This window comes from Streptomyces sp. NPDC002133, assembly GCF_040296405.1.
Classification (GTDB): domain Bacteria; phylum Actinomycetota; class Actinomycetes; order Streptomycetales; family Streptomycetaceae; genus Streptomyces.
In genome coordinates this window covers 299,067-316,231 of record NZ_JBEOXF010000002.1, presented here as the reverse complement: position 1 = coordinate 316,231, position 17,165 = coordinate 299,067, and the positions used below count along the sequence as shown (strand labels likewise).

At 70.0% G+C, this 17,165-nt stretch carries 17 protein-coding genes and 1 pseudogene; 13 read left to right on the top strand and 5 right to left on the bottom strand.

The features are described from left to right. Positions 1-146: 146 nt before the first annotated feature. From ABT078_RS03805 to ABT078_RS03770, 8 genes are all read left to right on the top strand, one after another. On the top strand, positions 147-3,767 hold the full coding sequence (locus ABT078_RS03805; RefSeq protein ID WP_351223440.1) for a sensor histidine kinase: 3,621 nt from the start codon (positions 147-149) through the stop codon (positions 3,765-3,767). Between the two features lie 9 nt (positions 3,768-3,776). Next, entirely contained in the window at positions 3,777-4,190 is a 414-nt protein-coding gene (locus ABT078_RS03800; RefSeq protein WP_351223746.1) for a roadblock/LC7 domain-containing protein, read from the top strand. 155 nt (positions 4,191-4,345) lie between these two features. Continuing rightward, positions 4,346-4,753, top strand: coding sequence for a DUF742 domain-containing protein (locus ABT078_RS03795; protein WP_351223438.1), 408 nt, complete (start codon positions 4,346-4,348; stop codon positions 4,751-4,753). Continuing rightward, complete coding sequence (locus tag ABT078_RS03790; RefSeq protein WP_351223436.1) at positions 4,734-5,315, top strand: GTP-binding protein; 582 nt, start codon at positions 4,734-4,736, stop codon at positions 5,313-5,315. Before ABT078_RS03795 ends, ABT078_RS03790 begins: the two co-directional genes overlap by 20 nt. A gap of 337 nt (positions 5,316-5,652) precedes the next feature. Then, entirely contained in the window at positions 5,653-8,907 is a 3,255-nt protein-coding gene (locus tag ABT078_RS03785; protein ID WP_351223434.1) for a sensor histidine kinase, read from the top strand. Positions 8,908-8,917: 10 nt separating this feature from the next. Next, entirely contained in the window at positions 8,918-9,331 is a 414-nt protein-coding gene (locus ABT078_RS03780) for a roadblock/LC7 domain-containing protein (RefSeq protein WP_030125847.1), read from the top strand. A gap of 99 nt (positions 9,332-9,430) precedes the next feature. Beyond that, complete coding sequence (locus ABT078_RS03775; RefSeq protein ID WP_351223432.1) at positions 9,431-10,000, top strand: DUF742 domain-containing protein; 570 nt, start codon at positions 9,431-9,433, stop codon at positions 9,998-10,000. Further along, positions 9,981-10,562: a GTP-binding protein gene (locus ABT078_RS03770; protein WP_351223430.1), complete on the top strand. Its 582-nt coding sequence runs from the start codon at positions 9,981-9,983 to the stop codon at positions 10,560-10,562. Before ABT078_RS03775 ends, ABT078_RS03770 begins: the two co-directional genes overlap by 20 nt. Positions 10,563-10,765: 203 nt before the next feature. On the opposite strand, the gene ABT078_RS03765 is transcribed toward ABT078_RS03770, so the two are convergent. The 4 genes and pseudogenes from ABT078_RS03765 to ABT078_RS03755 form a co-directional block, all read right to left on the bottom strand. After that, positions 10,766-10,966 carry an acyl-CoA carboxylase subunit epsilon gene (locus ABT078_RS03765; RefSeq protein ID WP_351223428.1) on the bottom strand — a complete coding sequence of 67 codons (201 nt, stop codon included), beginning with the start codon at positions 10,964-10,966 and terminating at the stop codon, positions 10,766-10,768. Between the two features lie 21 nt (positions 10,967-10,987). After that, complete coding sequence (locus ABT078_RS03760; protein WP_351223426.1) at positions 10,988-12,571, bottom strand: acyl-CoA carboxylase subunit beta; 1,584 nt, start codon at positions 12,569-12,571, stop codon at positions 10,988-10,990. Positions 12,572-12,736: 165 nt separating this feature from the next. Continuing rightward, entirely contained in the window at positions 12,737-13,231 is a 495-nt protein-coding gene (locus tag ABT078_RS42600) for a polysaccharide lyase beta-sandwich domain-containing protein (protein ID WP_502981154.1), read from the bottom strand. A gap of 9 nt (positions 13,232-13,240) precedes the next feature. After that, positions 13,241-13,938, bottom strand: a pseudogene (locus tag ABT078_RS03755) (NPCBM/NEW2 domain-containing protein); the annotation flags it as partial. 287 nt (positions 13,939-14,225) lie between these two features. Here ABT078_RS03755 and ABT078_RS03750 point away from each other — a divergent pair. Then, the gene (locus ABT078_RS03750) at positions 14,226-14,834 is read left to right on the top strand and encodes a YceI family protein (RefSeq protein ID WP_351223424.1); all 609 of its coding nucleotides are present in this window, start codon (positions 14,226-14,228) and stop codon (positions 14,832-14,834) included. A 68-nt stretch (positions 14,835-14,902) separates the two neighbouring features. Then, entirely contained in the window at positions 14,903-15,235 is a 333-nt protein-coding gene (locus tag ABT078_RS03745) for an aminoglycoside phosphotransferase (RefSeq protein ID WP_502981153.1), read from the top strand. Here ABT078_RS03745 and ABT078_RS03740 read toward each other — a convergent pair. Further along, complete coding sequence (locus ABT078_RS03740; RefSeq protein ID WP_351223422.1) at positions 15,226-15,675, bottom strand: ATP-binding protein; 450 nt, start codon at positions 15,673-15,675, stop codon at positions 15,226-15,228. The two genes, ABT078_RS03745 and ABT078_RS03740, sit on opposite strands and share 10 nt — an antisense overlap. 112 nt (positions 15,676-15,787) lie before the next feature. On the opposite strand from ABT078_RS03740, the gene ABT078_RS03735 reads away from it, so the two are divergent. From ABT078_RS03735 to ABT078_RS03725, 3 genes are read left to right on the top strand one after another with little or no spacing between them, the layout of a single operon-like run. Next, a complete protein-coding gene (locus ABT078_RS03735) occupies positions 15,788-16,609 on the top strand; it encodes a helix-turn-helix domain-containing protein (protein WP_351223420.1) in 822 nt (273 codons plus the stop codon). Next, complete coding sequence (locus ABT078_RS03730) at positions 16,606-16,785, top strand: DUF397 domain-containing protein (protein ID WP_351223418.1); 180 nt, start codon at positions 16,606-16,608, stop codon at positions 16,783-16,785. The genes ABT078_RS03735 and ABT078_RS03730 overlap by 4 nt, the downstream gene beginning before the upstream one ends. Continuing rightward, positions 16,785-17,129: a VOC family protein gene (locus ABT078_RS03725; RefSeq protein ID WP_351223416.1), complete on the top strand. Its 345-nt coding sequence runs from the start codon at positions 16,785-16,787 to the stop codon at positions 17,127-17,129. Before ABT078_RS03730 ends, ABT078_RS03725 begins: the two co-directional genes overlap by 1 nt. Positions 17,130-17,165 lie beyond the last annotated feature (36 nt).

The window sequence follows — 17,165 nt, the reverse complement described above, 5'->3', positions numbered from 1 at the left end:
CAACGCAGCGCCGAGTGGCGGCGGGAGGGGGAAGGAAGCGCCGGTCACTCCAGACCCACCTAATGGGGCATGCTCATCGCCCCACCACGCCGACACCGTCCCACCGTGTATGCGGAGGGGCGCCTGGTCCAGAGGTTGCGACGCTAGTGCAGGGACGTTTCAAGAGGGATGGCAGCGCTGCGGCTGAACAGGAGCCGCACGGCGGGACCGACCGCGGCTCCTCGCCCCAGCACGCCCAGAACCAGGACCGGCCCGCGGCCGGCGACGGCGGTGACCGTGGTGCGCGCTCCGGCGCGGCACCGGGTGGTGGCGAAACCGCCGTCCCGCTGAAGCCCAAGGGCTCCCCCGACACGGGCTCTCGCATAGCCCTGCGCAACTGGCGCATCAGCACGCGCCTGGTCTCCCTGCTCACGCTCCCCGTGGTCGCCGCGACCACGCTGGGCGGACTCCGTATCAACGAGTCGCTGAGCGACATGGAGCAGCTGGAGCACATGCAGCTGCTGACCAAGATGACCAGGGAGGCGACCGCTCTCGCCGAGGCGCTCCAGAACGAGCGCGACCACGCGGCCGGTCCGCTGACGCACGGCAGCAAGGCCACGGACTTCAAGGTCTCCCAGCCCCGGAGCGTGACCGACCAGCGCAAGGAGGCGTTCCTCGATGCGACCACCGACATCGGTGACACCACCGGCGACGACGCCCTGGAGGGCATCCGCTCCAACGCGGCCCAGATCGCGGCGCAGGTGCACAGCATCACCGAGATCCGGAAGAACGCCTACAAGCAGACCGACGGGGAAGTCGTCTCCAACTCGCAGACGATCAGCCAGTACTCCCGGCTGATCGACTCGCTGCTGAGCCTGTCCCAGGACATGGCCCAGGCGACGAGCAACCCGGACATGATCAAGCGGACCCGCGCGCTGGCCGCGTTCTCGTCCGCCAAGGAGTACGCCTCCATCCAGCGCGCGGTCATCGCCGCCGCGCTGCCGAAGACCAGCAGCGCCGTCGGCAGCATGAAGGAGAACGACCGCCTCACCGGACTGGACGCCAAGACCAACGAGGACGCGGCGCTGAAGTCGTTCACCGCGATCTACTCCGCGCTCGGCGGCAACGCCGAGGAGCTGACCGCCCCGCTGGAGTCCGGCAACTCCGAGATCCAGAAGGCCGACACCTACGCGGACCGCGTGCTGCGCAGCACCGACGGCATCTCCAAGACGCCCGAGCGCCGCAGCTATCTGGACTGGACCGACCAGGCCGACACCAAGATCCAGGCGATGAACCAGATCGAGGAGACCCTCCTCGGTGAGATGGAGAGCCGGGCCCGCGAGCTCAAGCAGGAGTCGCAGCAGGACGCCATCATCAACGGTGCGCTGATCCTGGTCGTCCTCGGCGTGTCGCTCGTCGGCGCCTTCGTCGTGGCCCGGTCCATGATCCGCTCGCTGCGCCGCCTCCAGGACACCGCCACCAGGGTCGCCCAGGACCGGCTGCCCGAACTCGTCAAGCAGCTCTCCGAGGCCGACCCGCAGGACGTCGACACGACCGTCGAATCGGTCGGTGTGCACTCCAGGGACGAGATCGGCCAGGTGGCCACGGCCTTCGACGACGTGCACCGCGAGGCGGTCCGCCTCGCCGCCGAGCAGGCCCTGCTGCGGGGCAACGTCAACGCGATGTTCACCAACCTCTCGCGCCGCTCGCAGGGTCTCATCCAGCGTCAGCTGTCGCTCATCTCCGAGCTGGAGTCCCGCGAGGCCGACCCGGACCAGCTGTCCTCCCTCTTCAAGCTGGACCACCTCGCGACCCGCATGCGCCGTAACGGCGAGAACCTCCTCGTCCTCGCGGGCGAGGAGCCGGGCCGCCGCTGGACCCGGCCCGTCCCGCTCGTCGACGTGCTCCGTGCCGCCGCGTCCGAGGTGGAGCAGTACGAGCGCATCGAACTGGCCGCCGTCCCGGCGACCGAGGTCGCGGGCCGCGTCGTCAACGACCTCGTTCACCTCCTCGCCGAGCTGCTGGAGAACGCCACGTCGTTCTCCTCTCCGCAGACCAAGGTCCGCGTGACCGGTCACGCGCTGCCGGACGGCCGCGTCCTCGTCGAGATCCACGACACCGGTATCGGCCTCTCCCCCGAGGACCTGGCCGCGATCAACGAGCGGCTCGCGTCGCCGCCCACCGTGGACGTCTCGGTGTCGCGTCGCATGGGTCTGTTCGTGGTCGGCCGCCTGTCCCTGCGGCACGGCATCCGGATCCAGCTCCGCCCGTCCGACTCCGGTGGTACGACGGCGTTGGTCATGCTCCCCGTCGATGTCGCACACGGCGGCAAGAAGCCCCAGGCCAAGCCCGGTGCGGGCGCGCAGAACGGTGCCCCGCAGGGCCCCGGCGGCGGCCGCGGTCTGCCCGGTAACCCCGGCGCGGGCGGCGGTCAGGGCGGTCCCGGTGGCGGCCGTCCCGGTCTCGGCGGCGGACCGTCCGGAGGTCCCGGCGGCGCGACCGCCGGCCGTCTCGGCGCAGGTGCGCCGCGTGGCCAGGTCGGCGCCGGATCGGCTGCGCGTGCCGCGCTGCCGCCGCGTGACGGTGCGTCCTTCCAGGGCAGCCCCCAGCAGGGCGGTGCCCCGCAGCAGGACCCGTCGCGTCAGGCCGGCGCACCCGTCGGCGCGTACGGCTCCGACAGCGGCCGACCGGCCGCCCAGGACCGCAACGAATCCCGTCAGAGCGGCATCGGCGGCCGCGACCGCAAGAGCCAGCGGCAGGGCGCCCCTGCCGGTGACGACCGGGGCCGCCAGCTCCCGCCGACCGGTGCCCCGCGCGCCGAACTGCCCAGCAGCGGCCCGCAGGGTCAGCGCCCGCAGCGCCCGGAGACCACCAGCTGGGGCAGCGAGCAGCCGGCCGTACCGCAGCGCCCCCCGCTGGACGCCCCGCGCGGCCACGAAGAGCCCGACACCACCGGTCAGTACGCCCGCCAGGGCTACTCGGCACCGCGCCACGGCGGCCAGGACCCCGCAGCCACCGAGCAGTTCCAGCGCCCCGACTTCAACGCGCCGCGTCCGGCTGCCGGTCAGGGTCAGCAGGGCTACGGTCAGGGTCAGCAGGGCTACAGCCAGGGCCAGCAGGGTTACGGTCAGGGCCAGCAGGGCTACGGCCAGAGCGCCCCGGGCCACGGCCGCCGCGACACCGCCGACTTCGGAGCGCCGCGTCCGCCGGCCGCGAGCCTGCCCGCACAGCCGCAGCCCGAGGCCCTGCCTCCGGCCGGCCCGGGCGACGGCCGCACGCCGTTGTTCGACACGCTGGAGACCAACTGGTTCCACGGCGGGCCGGGTGGCCAGCCCGGCTACGGCGGTCCTGCCAACGGGGCCCAGCAGCCCCCGGCGGCACCGCAGCAGCCCGCCCAGCGCCCCGCCCCGCCGATGCCGCCGCGACGTCCCACCGCGGGGCCGGCCGGCGGACAGGCGGGCCACCAGGTCCAGCACAACGCGAGTGGCGCCGCCTGGCGCAGCTCGCCCAACGACGAGCTGGTGCGCCAGGCCGAGCGGGTCCGCAAGCCCGCCGCCGGCGGGATCACCACCTCGGGTCTGCCCAAGCGGGTGCCGCGCGCCAATCTCGTGCCCGGTACCGCTCAGGAGTCGACCCACCAGTCCGGTCCACAGGTATCCCGCGCCCCGGACGATGTGCGGGGCCGGCTGACCAACCTCCGCCGGGGTATCCAGCAAGGCCGGCAGGCGGGCAGCACCGGTAACACCGGCAGCTTCAACGTCGGGCCCACTCACCAGCAGGAGCGTTAGTTGAGACCGATGAGCCAGGCGGCGCAGAATCTGAACTGGTTGATCACCAACTTCGTGGACAACACCCCTGGGGTGTCCCACACCGTGGTGGTCTCCGCCGACGGACTCCTGCTGGCGATGTCCGAGGGATTCCCGCGCGACCGAGCCGACCAGCTTGCGGCCGTCGCATCCGGTCTGACCTCGCTGACCGCGGGGGCCTCCCGCATCTTCGAAGGCGGCCCGGTCAACCAGACCGTCGTGGAGATGGAGCGCGGCTTCCTCTTCCTCATGTCCATCTCGGACGGCTCCTCGCTGGCCGTGCTCGCCCACCCCGACGCCGACATCGGTCTCGTCGGCTACGAGATGGCACTCCTGGTCGACCGCGCGGGCAGCGTCCTCACCCCGGACCTCCGTGCCGAACTCCAGGGGACCCTGCTGCACTAGACGCTTGGTACGACCGTTGCAAGGGGGGTGTGCGCCCCCAGGTGCACCCCTGGTACTCCCTACCGCCCCACAACCGTCCGGCCGCCCCCACCCGGCCCCCCACCGGCCCATTCAGACGGCACAGCCGACCACTTGCTGTCACGCCCGGAGGATTCATGACCCCGCCCCCCGCCTCTCACGATCCGTACGGTGTCCCCATGGACACCGACTACGGACATGAAGGCGACCAGCCACTGGTGCGTCCGTACGCGATGACCGGTGGCCGGACCAGGCCCCGCTACCAGCTCGCCATAGAGGCACTGGTCAGCACCACGGCAGACCCTGCGCACCTCGTAACGCTCCTGCCGGAGCACCAGCGGATCTGCCACCTGTGCCAGGAGGTCAAGTCGGTCGCCGAGGTCTCGGCACTGCTGTCGATGCCGCTCGGTGTGGCTCGGATCCTTGTGGCGGACCTGGCCGAAGCGGGCATGGTGGCGATCCACCAGCCGGGCAACGGAGAGGCCGGCGGCACGCCGGACGTGACACTGCTCGAAAGGGTGCTCAGTGGACTTCGCAAGATCTAGCGGCGGAACGGCCCGGGCGACGACCTCCGCGAAGATCGTGGTGGCGGGCGGCTTCGGCGTGGGCAAGACCACGTTCGTCGGCGCCGTATCGGAGATCAACCCGCTGCGTACCGAGGCCGTGATGACGTCCGCGTCCGCGGGCATCGACGACCTCACCCACACCGGGGGCAAGACCACCACGACGGTGGCCATGGACTTCGGCCGCATCACCCTGGACCAGGACCTGATCCTGTACCTGTTCGGCACCCCCGGACAGGACCGGTTCTGGTTCATGTGGGACGACCTCGTCCGGGGCGCCATCGGCGCCGTGGTGCTCGTGGACACCCGCCGTCTCGCGGACTGCTTCCCCGCGGTCGACTATTTCGAGAACAGCGGACTGCCCTTCGTCGTGGCTCTCAACGGCTTCGAGGGACATCAGCCCTACGCCCCCGACGAGGTCCGAGAGGCACTGCAGATCGGGCCCGGCACCCCGATCATCACCACCGACGCCCGCCACCGCGCGGACGCCAAGAGCGCCCTCATCACCCTGGTTGAGCACGCACTGATGGCACGACTCAAGTAGTCTCGTGTATCCGGCAGTTGTCGTAGAGAAATCGTGGGCGGGCTGTGTCTTTTGACACGGTCCGCCTCCGTGTTCATAACGTTTCGACAGAGAATTCTCCGGGCTCGGACACCCGACGCATCCGGCTGGTACCGCTGTGCTCATATAGACCCCGCCATTTGCCAGGGCTGGCTCTTTATGCCCGTTTTATCGGCGGCCTGGAGCACCCGGAACGGCGTCTTCACGCTGTTTGGAACCGGACCGCTCGGCGTGCTGAAATCGACGAACTCGTGAGTAGTACGGCCCTGAACAATAATCGGCACAACGTAGGTGCCGACGCCGAGAGGTTGTTGGTCGAGTGAGGCGAAGCAATACAAGCTCCGCAGAGCAGCAGGCGCGGGGCAACTTCACCCCGCCCCCGCGTGCAGCGGCGTCGCCTGCGGATGTGCAGCCCGTGGCGCCGCCGCCAACCGGTGGCAGTTCCAGCAGGCTGTCCCCACGCAACTGGCGGGTGCCGACCAGGCTGAACGCGATCCTCCTCATACCCGCGCTGGTCGGCCTCGTCATGGGCGGCTTCCAGGTGAAGGGATCGATCGACACCTGGAACGAGGCGCAGGACGCGGAGAAGACGGCCCTGGTCGTGCGCGCCGCCTCCGAGTACGGCCAGGCGCTGCTCAACGAGCGCGACCTCACCGCCCAGCCCCTGCTCGAGGGCAAGCGCGACGCCGCGGTGGTCAAGCAGACCCGGGCTGCCACCGACGCCGCCAAGAAGAAGTTCGACGTGGCCGTCGCGGACATGCCCGAGAAGCAGGGCCTGGAGCGCCGCCTCAAGCTCTTCCGCGAGGCGGAGCCCAAGCTCGAGCTGATCCGCCAGACCGCGTACAGCGCCGCCGTCGAGACGCCGGACAAGTCCGGCGGCAAGGGTGGCCCGGTCGCCACCGAAGAGGGCTATGTGCTGGTCCAGCACTACCTCACGGAGTTCTCCAACGAGCTCGGACTGGGCACCGGGAACGTCACGAGCTTCGGCCGCACGCTCTACGCGATCCAGCTGGCCAAGGGCGCCGAGTCGCTGCAGCGCTCCATCGGCACGCATCTGCTCGTCCGCCCCAGTGAGAAGCAGGCGGTCAGGAACGGGCAGACGGTCGCCTTCTCCTCGTACGCCTACCTGGAGGGGATCGCCCTCGGCGAGTACGTCTCCGGCGGTGCGGCGGAGGACACCGAGAAGCTGAAGTCGGTCATGGGCGCCAAGTCGCAGGAGGGCGCCAAGAAGCTCGCCGAGGCCGCCCAGCAGGCGCAGGCCGCCGGCGTGAAGTTCACGCTTCCGCCGGAGAAGAACGGCTCCGTCTACGACGGCATGGTCGCCGCCATCAGCTCCGGCGACGAACCCGACGAGCTCGCCGAGCAGGGTGTGACGCCGACGGTGTGGATGGCCGCCGCCACCGCCAAGTTCGACGGCTACACCGAGATCGAGAACGACCTCGTCGACAAGGCCGTGACCGAGGCGGCCCGGATCTCCGACGAGGCCAAGACCGACGCCATCGTCAACGGTCTGATCGTCATCATCGCGCTGCTCACCGCGTTCATCCTGGCCGGTCTGGTGGGCCGCCAGATGAGCCGCTCGATGCGCCAGCTGCGCACCGCCGCCTTCGGTATCGCCGAGCAGCGTCTGCCGATGCTGGTCGACCAGCTGTCCCGCACCGAGCCGGGCCGGGTCGACACCCGCGTGCAGCCGATCCCGATCGACACGCAGGACGAGATCGGCGAGGTCGCCCGCGCCTTCGACCAGGTCCACCGCGAGGCCGTCCGGCTCGCCGCCGAGCAGGCCATGCTGCGGGGCAACGTCAACGCGATCTTCACCAACCTGTCGCGCCGCAACCAGTCGCTGATCGAGGGCCAGCTGACCCTGATCACCGACCTGGAGAACAACGAGGCCGACCCGGACCAGCTGGAGAACCTCTTCAAGCTGGACCACCTCGCGACCCGTATGCGCCGCAACGGCGAGAACCTCCTCGTCCTCGCCGGCGAGGAGCCCGGCCGCCGCTGGAACCAGCCGGTGCCGCTGGTGGATGTGCTGCGCGCCGCCTCCTCCGAGGTGGAGGCCTACGAGCGCATCGAGCTCACGGGCGTCCCGGAGAGCGAGATCCACGGCCAGGCCGTGACCGACCTCGTGCACCTGCTCGCCGAGCTGCTGGAGAACGCCACGACGTTCTCCTCTCCGCAGACGAAGGTCCGCGTCACCGCGACGCGGCTGCCCGACGGTCGGGTCATGATCGAGATCCACGACAAGGGCATCGGTCTGACCGCCGAGGACTTCGCCGACATCAACCACAAGCTGGCCAACCCGCCGACGGTGGACGCCGCGGTCTCGCAGCGCATGGGCCTCTTCGTGGTCGGCCGCCTCGCCGACCGGCACGGTGTCCGCGTCCAGCTGCGCCCCTCGGGCGAGCAGGCCGGCACGACCTCGCTGGTCATGCTCCCGGACGCGATCACGCATGGTGGCGGTGGCGAACCGCTTCCCGCGGACGACTTCACCGTGTCGCAGATGATCCCGCAGCAGCAGTCCTTCGAGGCCACCACGATGCGCACCGCGGCCGAGCTGGGCTTCGACGACTCTCGCTACGAGGAGCAGTCGTCCGACAACCGCCAGCTGGACCCGGTCAACCGCTCCCTGATGCGCGAGGAGCGCCGCGCGGCGCTCGAGGCGCAGTCGGGCGGCGACCGTCCGCTGTTCCGTGACGAGACGCAGCAGGCGTTCGGCGAGCCGGATCAGTACGCAGACGGCCGGTACGCCGGGGAGCAGTACGACCAGGGCTTCGCGGCGCAGGAGCAGCAGTCCTCGTACGAGCAGAACGGCTACGGCTACGAGGGCGGCGACGGCTACGACCGCACTGGCGAGTACCCGGTTTCCGGCGGTTACCCCGAGCACTCCGAGCAGGCGTATGCGGAGGCCTCGTACGACGCCCCGCAGGAGCACCAGCCGCAGTACGACGGCCAGTTCGGCCACGGCTCCGACCAGGGAGAGTGGGCCGATCAGGGCGGGTACCGGGGTGGCTACGAGCAGGGCTACCGGTCAGATGCGGAATCTGCGCCCGGCGCTCCCGCGAGCGCTCCGGAGCGCGTAGGCTTCGACCGTCCGGGTCCTGCTCCGAGCAGCAGCCACGAGGTGACCGGCGCCGGTCTGCCGCGACGCGGCGGCAGCCAGCCGGCGCAAGGCCAGTGGCAGCCTGCCGGCGCCGACAACGGGCAGGCTGGACAGGCGACTTCGGCCGGTCAGGCCCCGCAGGCCCCTCGGAACGGGCGGGCCGAGGCGGACGGCTCCGACGACTGGCGCTCGACGAACGACGAGCGTTGGCAGCGGGCCGAGAAGCTCCGCAAGCCCGCAGCGGGCGGAGTCACCCCGTCCGGTCTCCCCCGGCGGGTCCCGAAGGCCAATCTGGTCGAGGGCACGGCGGAGCAGACCCCGCAGGGCGGCCCCCAGGTCTCCCGCGCCCCTGAAGACGTGCGTGGCAGGTTGAGCAACCTGCGGCGCGGTGTCCAGAAGGGACGCACCGCGGGGACGGACACGAACGGAATGGGCTTCGGCCCGGGTAGTACCTACAACCAGGAGCGTTAGTGTGAGCCCGATGAGCCAGGCGGCGCAGAATCTGAACTGGTTGATCACCAACTTCGTGGACAACACCCCTGGGGTGTCCCACACCGTGGTGGTCTCCGCCGACGGACTCCTGCTGGCGATGTCCGAGGGATTCCCGCGCGACCGAGCCGACCAGCTTGCGGCCGTCGCATCCGGTCTGACCTCGCTGACCGCGGGGGCCTCCCGCATCTTCGAAGGCGGCGCGGTCAACCAGACCGTCGTGGAGATGGAGCGCGGCTTCCTCTTCCTCATGTCCATCTCGGACGGCTCCTCGCTGGCCGTGCTCGCCCACCCCGACGCCGACATCGGTCTCGTCGGCTACGAGATGGCACTCCTGGTCGACCGTGCGGGCAGCGTCCTCACCCCGGACCTCCGTGCCGAACTCCAGGGAAGTCTTCTCAACTAACAAACAGGCAGTGCGTTTCTCGCCACCGCACCATAGGGTGCGGTGGCGCGGCTCCACAGGGACATGGACCGGCGTACGGCACTCGGAGGAGGAAGAAACGTGGCAACACCCCCAGGCGGACACCCGTATGACGGTGCTCAGCAGTCTCCGGGTGAGCAGGGTCAGAACCGCTTCAACTTTCCCTCCACGCCGAGCAGAGGCAGCGGCCCGCAGCCGTACCAGCGGCCGCAGCAGCCGTACGACCCGTCGTACAACCAGCCGCAGGCGCCTCGGATCCAGCCCGTGGCGCCCCGGCGGAATCCTGAGCCGGCACCCGCGTCGGGCAACCACAACCCATTGGTGCGTCCGTACGCGATGACCGGTGGCCGGACCAGGCCCCGCTACCAGCTCGCCATCGAGGCGCTGGTCAGTACCACGGCCGATCCCGTGCGGCTGCAAGGGCAGTTGCCCGAGCACCAGCGGATCTGCCGACTGTGCTTCGAGATCAAGTCGGTCGCCGAGATCTCGGCACTTCTCTCCATCCCCCTCGGCGTTGCCCGGATCCTCGTAGCCGACCTGGCGGAGGCCGGACTTGTCGCCATTCACCAGCCCGGCGGCGACGAGTCCGCCGGCGGCCAGCCAGACGTGACACTGCTCGAAAGGGTGCTCAGTGGACTTCGCAAGCTCTAGCGGCGGTGCAGCCCGCTCAACCACCAGCGCGAAGATCGTGGTGGCGGGCGGCTTCGGCGTGGGCAAGACCACGTTCGTCGGCGCCGTTTCGGAGATCAACCCGCTGCGTACCGAGGCCGTGATGACGTCCGCATCCGCGGGCATCGACGACCTCACCCACACCGGGGGCAAGACCACCACGACGGTGGCCATGGACTTCGGCCGCATCACCCTGGACCAGGACCTGATCCTGTACCTGTTCGGCACCCCCGGACAGGACCGGTTCTGGTTCATGTGGGACGACCTCGTCCGGGGCGCCATCGGCGCCGTGGTGCTCGTGGACACCCGCCGTCTCGCGGACTGCTTCCCCGCGGTCGACTACTTCGAGAACAGCGGACTGCCCTTCGTCGTGGCTCTCAACGGCTTCGAGGGACACCAGCCCTACACCCCCGACGAGGTCCGCGAGGCCCTGCAGATCGGGCCCGACACCCCGATCATCACCACCGATGCCCGCCACCGCGCGGATGCCAAGAGCGCCCTCATCACCCTGGTTGAGCACGCACTGATGGCCCGTCTTCGGTAGACCGTCGCCGTACCGGTCCCGTACACGGTGAAGGCCCCGCACTCCTGCCGGAGTGCGGGGCCTTCTCGTTGCGCGTCGCCTCGAAGCCGTCGGAGCCTGCGGACGGAGACGGACACGCCGGGCCGCTGGACGTTCGCGGCACGCACGCCGAGACCCCGCGTCCCTGGGAGGGAGCAGCGGGGTCTCGGTGGGTCGGTAGGGCGTCAGCCCTGCCAGCTGTGCGGGGCGCGGAAGCCGGACTGGCGCTCCAGCCGACGCCAGCCGGCCGTGCTGCGGCCGCGGCCGGCCGGCGCGGACGGCTGCGCGGCGGCACGGGCCAGCAGGACCGCGGTGATCGCGGCCAGCTCCTCGGGGTCGGCGTGGCCCTTCTCGACCCGGAGCAGGGACTCGGCGGAGGTGGTCATCTGCAGCGTTCTCCTCGTGGGTTACTGCGGGGGGTTGCCGTGCTTGCGGGACGGCAGGTCGGCGTGCTTGGTACGGAGCATGGCGAGGGACCGGATGAGCACCTCGCGCGTCTCGGCCGGGTCGATGACGTCGTCGACCAGTCCGCGCTCCGCGGCGTAGTAGGGGTGCATGAGCTCGGCCTTGTACTCCTTGACCATGCGGGCGCGCATGGCCTCGGGGTCCTCGGCGTCGGCGATCTGCCGGCGGAAGATGACGTTGGCGGCGCCCTCGGCGCCCATCACCGCGATCTCGTTCGTCGGCCAGGCGTAGGTGAGGTCGGCGCCGATGGACTGGGAGTCCATCACGATGTACGCGCCGCCGTAGGCCTTGCGCATGATCAGCGAGATCCGGGGCACGGTCGCGTTGCAGTACGCGTACAGCAGCTTCGCTCCGTGGCGGATGATGCCGCCGTGCTCCTGGTCGACGCCGGGCAGGAAGCCCGGCACGTCCAGCAGCGTCACGATCGGGATGTTGAAAGCGTCGCACATCTGGACGAAACGGGCGGCCTTCTCGGACGCCTCGATGTCGAGCACGCCGGCCAGCGTCTGCGGCTGGTTGGCGACGATGCCGACGACCTGGCCGTCGAGCCGGGCGAGGGCGCAGATGATGTTGCGCGCCCAGCGCTCGTGGATCTCCAGGTAGTCGCGGTCGTCGACGAGTTCCTCGATGACCTGGTGCATGTCGTACGGGCGGTTGCCGTCGGCCGGTACGAGGTCGAGCAGCACGTCGGAGCGGCGGTCCGCCGGGTCCTCGGTCTGCATGTGCGGCGGGTTCTCGCGGTTGTTCTGCGGCAGCATCGACAGCAGGTACCGCACCTCGGCGATGCAGGTCTCCTCGTCGTCGTACGCGAAGTGCGCCACGCCGCTCGTCTCGGCGTGCACATCGGCGCCGCCGAGCCCGTTCTGGGTGATCTCCTCACCGGTGACCGCCTTGACGACGTCCGGTCCGGTGATGAACATCTGCGAGGTCTCGCGGACCATGAAGACGAAGTCGGTCAGCGCCGGGCTGTAGGCCGCGCCGCCCGCGCACGGGCCGAGCATCACGCTGATCTGCGGGATGACGCCGGAGGCCTTGGTGTTGCGCTGGAAGATGCCGCCGTATCCGGCGAGGGCGGAGACGCCCTCCTGGATCCGGGCGCCGGCACCGTCGTTGAGAGAGACCAGCGGGGCACCGGCCGCGATGGCCATGTCCATGATCTTGTGAATCTTGGTGGCGTGGGCCTCGCCCAGCGCGCCGCCGAAGATCCGGAAGTCGTGCGCGTAGACGAAGACCGTCCGGCCCTCGACCGTTCCCCAGCCCGTGATCACGCCGTCGGTGTAGGGCTTCTTCGCCTCCAGGCCGAAGCCGGACGCCCGGTGCCGGCGCAGTTGCTCGACCTCACGGAACGAACCCTCGTCCAGCAGCAGCTCGATCCGCTCACGCGCCGTCAGCTTGCCCTTGGCGTGCTGCGCCTCCGTCGCCCGGTCACTGGGTCCACGGCGGGCCTCTTCGCGAAGGGCGTGCAGCTCGGCCACACGCCCTCGCGCGTCGGTCGGCTCGCCGGTGGTCTCGTCCAAAACGGTCATGTACCGACCCTACGGACCCGAACAAGAAAATCCTGCCGTTGACTCCGTACAGTCTCGCGACCGTTCTCCTGTCACCCCCGGACAGAACCATTGCGCGGCACAGGCGAAGTACCAGCCGGGGACTGCCCCGGATTGTCGGGGTCCGACAAGGACGTCATCCGCTCGTCAGCCAATGGCCACCTGACGGCGAGTGGTGGCGCCCGCCTTGCCCGGGGTGCTGAGCGGTCGCAGGGCACTGCCGGCGGCAGCAGCCCCGCCTGACGGATCGCGGCCGATCACTCGTTGCCCGGGGCGGTTCCGGCCGAGTTCCGGCTGCCCGGAATGCGGCGGTTCACTCACGCAGCGTGTCGCCACTCCGCGCCGGGTGCGGCCTGGCGTGCTCGCGAGGACCGGCGCGACAGTGCCCACCGTACCGGGCTGCCGGGAGTTCGCCGCCGTGCGTCCGAGGGGCGGAACGGCGACGGCCTGACGGCCGGCGGTGTTGTCGAGGATCTCCAGCTCACGGGGGTCGGCCACGCCGGCGGTGACGGCTCTCCGGGGGGCGCCCGGCACCGGGAAACAGGCGTACGAGGCGTTCACCGGATCGGCCCATGGGGGGAACCTCCACCGCACGCGGACAGCGCTCGTCCCCGCACCCGGGCCGGGTGCGGGGACGAGCATTCCCCGGTCTCAGGGCCCGCAGTGGAAGCGCGCACTCCCCCAGTCGGCGTGATCGTTGCCGTTCCCGTCGCCGCCGTCGAGGACGACGAGCTCGACGTATCCGGCCCCCGTGACGTCGGCGCTCAGCGCCCAGGCGGCGTCCGCGGCCCTCAGCACCGGCGACGCGACCTTCTCCGTACCGTCGGCGGTGACGCCGAACTGCACGCTGCCGCGGGACGTCTGGACGTCGTCCACGCCCACCTCCGCCGTGAAGGAGGTGCACTTGCCGCCCAGGTAGTAGCGGACCTTGGCCGGGGCATGGGTGCCGGTGACCCACTCGTAGGCGCCCGCGTGGCTCGACTGATGGTCGTACTCGACCTTGTAGCTGTGCCCGTTGGTCATCGGCACGGTCCAGGGAACGGTCCGGTAGACAAGACCGGTGTTCTCGTCGTGGGCCTTGAGGGACTCCGAGCCGCCGGCGGCATCGACGAGCACGTCGTCGACGAGCTTTCCGTTCCACCCGGCCTGGGTGTACGGGGCGTGGAGCTGCGCGATGTGCGTACGGGGGTCGGTGGAACCGCCCGCGTCCCCCTTCAGGAACGGCCCCCAGCCCTGGTCGACGGCCTCGAAGTCCTCGTACACGACCGTCCCGGGCTTGGCGGCGGGCGCGTTCTCGACGACCTGACGTCATCGGCCCGGACGGTCGCCGCCGACCCGTCGGAGACCTGCGCGGCCGTGGCGGCGGCGGTCACGCACGCGGCACGGGATCTCTTGGTGAGCGACATGGTGCCTGGGTAGCGGGGGCGCGTCGGCACGGTCAACGAAGTCGGACGGCAGCGGCGCGCGCAGTCCAAGAACACCTTTCCTTCAGTCCAAGCGGACCGAGTTCTCGGGGTACCGTCGGAAGATGTTGAAACTTTAAGGGAATGCGGATACGGTGCTCCTCGTTGAAGATTCAACGAGTGGCCGGGAAGGTCACTCCCCGCCCGTCCACAAGCATTCCCGAGGAGTAGTCATGGGCCTGTTCAACCGCAAGAACGAGACCGCCACCACCGCCGCCCCGAGCAAGGTGGAGCCGGCACTCGCCGCTCTGACCGGCGATTACACCATCGACCCGGCCCACAGCAGCATCGGTTTCACCGTCCGTCACGCCATGGTCACCAACGTCCGTGGCTCCTTCAGCGACCACGAGGGCTCGCTGCGGCTCGACGGCTCGAACCCGGCCGCCTCCAACGCAGTCATCGACGTCAAGATCGCCAGCATCGACACGGGCATCGCCGACCGCGACGGCCACCTGCGCAGCGCCGACTTCTTCGACGTCGAGCAGTTCCCGCTCATGTCCTTCCGCTCCACCCGGGCCGAGCAGCTCGGCGGCGACAAGTACCGCATCAGCGGTGACCTCACCATCAAGGACGTCACCCGCCCGCTCTCCATCGACCTGGAGTTCAACGGCAAGGCGACGGACCCCTACGGCAACGAGCGCGTGGGCTTCGAGGGCACCGCGGAGATCCTGCGGTCCGAGTGGGGCCTGACGTGGAACGCGGCGCTGGAGACCGGCGGTGTGATGGTCAGCGACAAGGTGAAGCTGAACTTCGACATCTCGGCCATCAAGGCCGCGGCCTGATCACGAGGTCCCCGCGCACCCCGTAGGGTGCGCGGTCCAGAGCGCGCCCGTCACTCCACCCACCCCCGGTGGGAGTGGCGGGCGCTCGGGCTCTTCGCGGCCTCGGGGCCTCGCCCCCTTGGGCCTTTCCTCCCTGTACCGGGTCCCGTCGAGGTGGAAGGCTTTCCGCGGCACGCACAAGCCTGCGCTTCGCCGACCGCTGCGTCACGGCGGGCGGCAGCCTCACCGAGTCCCGCGGTGCCCATCTGCACTGGCGCCTGCTCGACGCCCTCGCCTTCGCCCCGGACGCGGAAAAGGTCGCCGTCCCATGGCGCGAGCCGGGCCGCGTCGGCCTGACCCCGGCTCTGCTCGCGGAGCGGTCGGAGGACTGCATCCAGGCCCTCTTCGACCGCTACGCCTGAGCTACGAGGTCCGTCGGGTCCGCGAACTCGCACCACACGATCTTCCCGGGGTTCCGCTCCCCCACCCCCCACTTGTCGGCGAGAGCCCCGACGAGCAGCAGCCCACGCCCGCCCTCGGCGGCGGCGCTTGCGTCGGCGTCGGCGTCGGCGTCGGCGTCAGGCATGGGCTCCCGGACCTCTCCGCCGCCGCTGTCGTGCACCTCCACGCGCAACACGTCGCCCAGCCACAGGTGCAGCCGGAACCCGCGCCCGGGCGGCACCCCGTGCACCAGCGCATTGGTCGCCAGCTCGCTCACGCAGAGCAGTACGTCATCGGCACGCCCGGCCACGCCCCAGTCGGCGAGCGCCCGTGCGGCGAACTCCCGGGCCGCAGGTACGGATCGGCGTTCGCGCCGGTAGAACGCCTCGCGGAGGAGAGGGAGTTGGGTTTCGTCGTTCATGCACGCACTGTCACAGCACGTCACTATCGTTGATCAGTGCGTCAGGCCGTACAGCTGATTTGTACGGCTCGTGACGGGTCGCAAACGACTTGTGACGGGGAGGGGCAGCTCCATGCACCCAGCACAACGCAACAAGAGGATCACGTCCTGGCACGTGATCGGCGCCCAGCTCGCCGGCTTCCGCAAGGAGGCACGGATGACCCAGGCGGCGCTGGCCACGCAGTTCTGCGTGGGCGAGGACACGATCGCGTCGATCGAACAGGGCCGCAGACCGCTGAAGCTGGACCTGGCGATCGCCCTCGACGAGCTGCTCGACACCAAGAGGGCCTTGCAGATCGCCGTGGACAAGGTGCCGGAGCGTGAGCGATTCCCGGCGTTCGCACAGGACTTCGTGGAGCACGAGCAGGAAGCGCTGACCTGCCTTTCGTACCAGGCACAGGTCGTTCCGGGCCTCCTGCAGACCGAGGAGTACGCGCGGGCTGTCTTCACCAGCCTCTACCCACCCTTGGACGAGGACCAGTTGGAGGAGTGGGTCCAGGCCCGGCTTGACCGCCAAAAGCTGTTCCAGCGCAAGCCCCGGCCGATGGTGAACTTCCTGCTGGAGGAGTCCATTCTTCACCGCCCCATCGGAGGGCGAGATGTCCTTCGCCTGCAGAACGAGCACCTGCGCCGCTGCGCCGAACTCCCCTTCCTCGGGCTGCAGATCATGCCGACGGACCGGGACGTCCACGCGGGTCTCGACGGCCCGATGGTGCTGCTGGAGACCCCCGACCACGACCATCTCGCCTACATCGAGGCACAGCGAATCAGCTTCCTCGTCGATGATCCGGACGAGGTCAGTGCCTACCAACAGAAGTATGGGATGCTGCGTTCCCAGGCCCTCTCCCCCAAGGAGAGCATGCGCCTGCTGGACACCCTGCTAGGAGAGACATGACCCACGCAGCAGACCTCAACTGGTTCAAGTCCAGCTACAGCGGCAGTGAAGGTGGCGACTGCGTCGAGGTCGCGGCCAACTCCTCCGCCGTCCACATCCGCGACTCCAAGACCCCCGACGGCCCCGTCCTCACGGTCTCCCCCGCCACCTGGGCCGCCTTCGTCTCCGTGCGCTGATGTCCGTTCGTCGCGTCGTCCCGGACATCCCCTGGCCGGCGATGGACGAGAGCCGCGCGTTCTACGGCCTCCTCGGCTTCGAGGAGGTCATGAACCACGGCTGGGTCGTGGCCCTCGCCTCGCCCGACAACCCCACCGCCCGGATCACGTTCTCCACCGGCGGCAAGACCACGCCCGTCGTCCCGGACATGAGTCTCGAGGTGGACGACGTCGATGCGGCCTACGCGGCCATGACCGCCCACGGCGCCGAGATCGTGCATCCGCTCCAGGACGAGGAATGGGCCGTGCGGCGCTTCGTGCGCGACCCGAACGGCCGCGTGGTGAACATCGTCGGGCACCGCTGAACGTGCCCCGGAGGAGACGCCGAGGCGCTCACCCGG

Excerpts from the sequence above, each read along its gene's own strand:
- ABT078_RS03800 (WP_351223746.1), top strand. The coding sequence starts at position 3,777 with ATGAGCCAGGCGGCGCAGAATCTGAACTGGTTGATCACCAACTTCGTG.
- ABT078_RS03795 (WP_351223438.1), top strand. The coding sequence starts at position 4,346 with ATGACCCCGCCCCCCGCCTCTCACGATCCGTACGGTGTCCCCATGGAC.
- ABT078_RS03780 (WP_030125847.1), top strand. The coding sequence starts at position 8,918 with ATGAGCCAGGCGGCGCAGAATCTGAACTGGTTGATCACCAACTTCGTG.
- ABT078_RS03765 (WP_351223428.1), bottom strand. The coding sequence starts at position 10,966 with ATGACCACCTCCGCCGAGTCCCTGCTCCGGGTCGAGAAGGGCCACGCC.
- ABT078_RS03760 (WP_351223426.1), bottom strand. The coding sequence starts at position 12,571 with ATGACCGTTTTGGACGAGACCACCGGCGAGCCGACCGACGCGCGAGGG.
- ABT078_RS42600 (WP_502981154.1), bottom strand. The coding sequence starts at position 13,231 with ATGCTCGTCCCCGCACCCGGCCCGGGTGCGGGGACGAGCGCTGTCCGC.
- ABT078_RS03750 (WP_351223424.1), top strand. The coding sequence starts at position 14,226 with ATGGGCCTGTTCAACCGCAAGAACGAGACCGCCACCACCGCCGCCCCG.
- ABT078_RS03740 (WP_351223422.1), bottom strand. The coding sequence starts at position 15,675 with ATGAACGACGAAACCCAACTCCCTCTCCTCCGCGAGGCGTTCTACCGG.
- ABT078_RS03735 (WP_351223420.1), top strand. The coding sequence starts at position 15,788 with ATGCACCCAGCACAACGCAACAAGAGGATCACGTCCTGGCACGTGATC.
- ABT078_RS03730 (WP_351223418.1), top strand. The coding sequence starts at position 16,606 with ATGACCCACGCAGCAGACCTCAACTGGTTCAAGTCCAGCTACAGCGGC.
- ABT078_RS03725 (WP_351223416.1), top strand. The coding sequence starts at position 16,785 with ATGTCCGTTCGTCGCGTCGTCCCGGACATCCCCTGGCCGGCGATGGAC.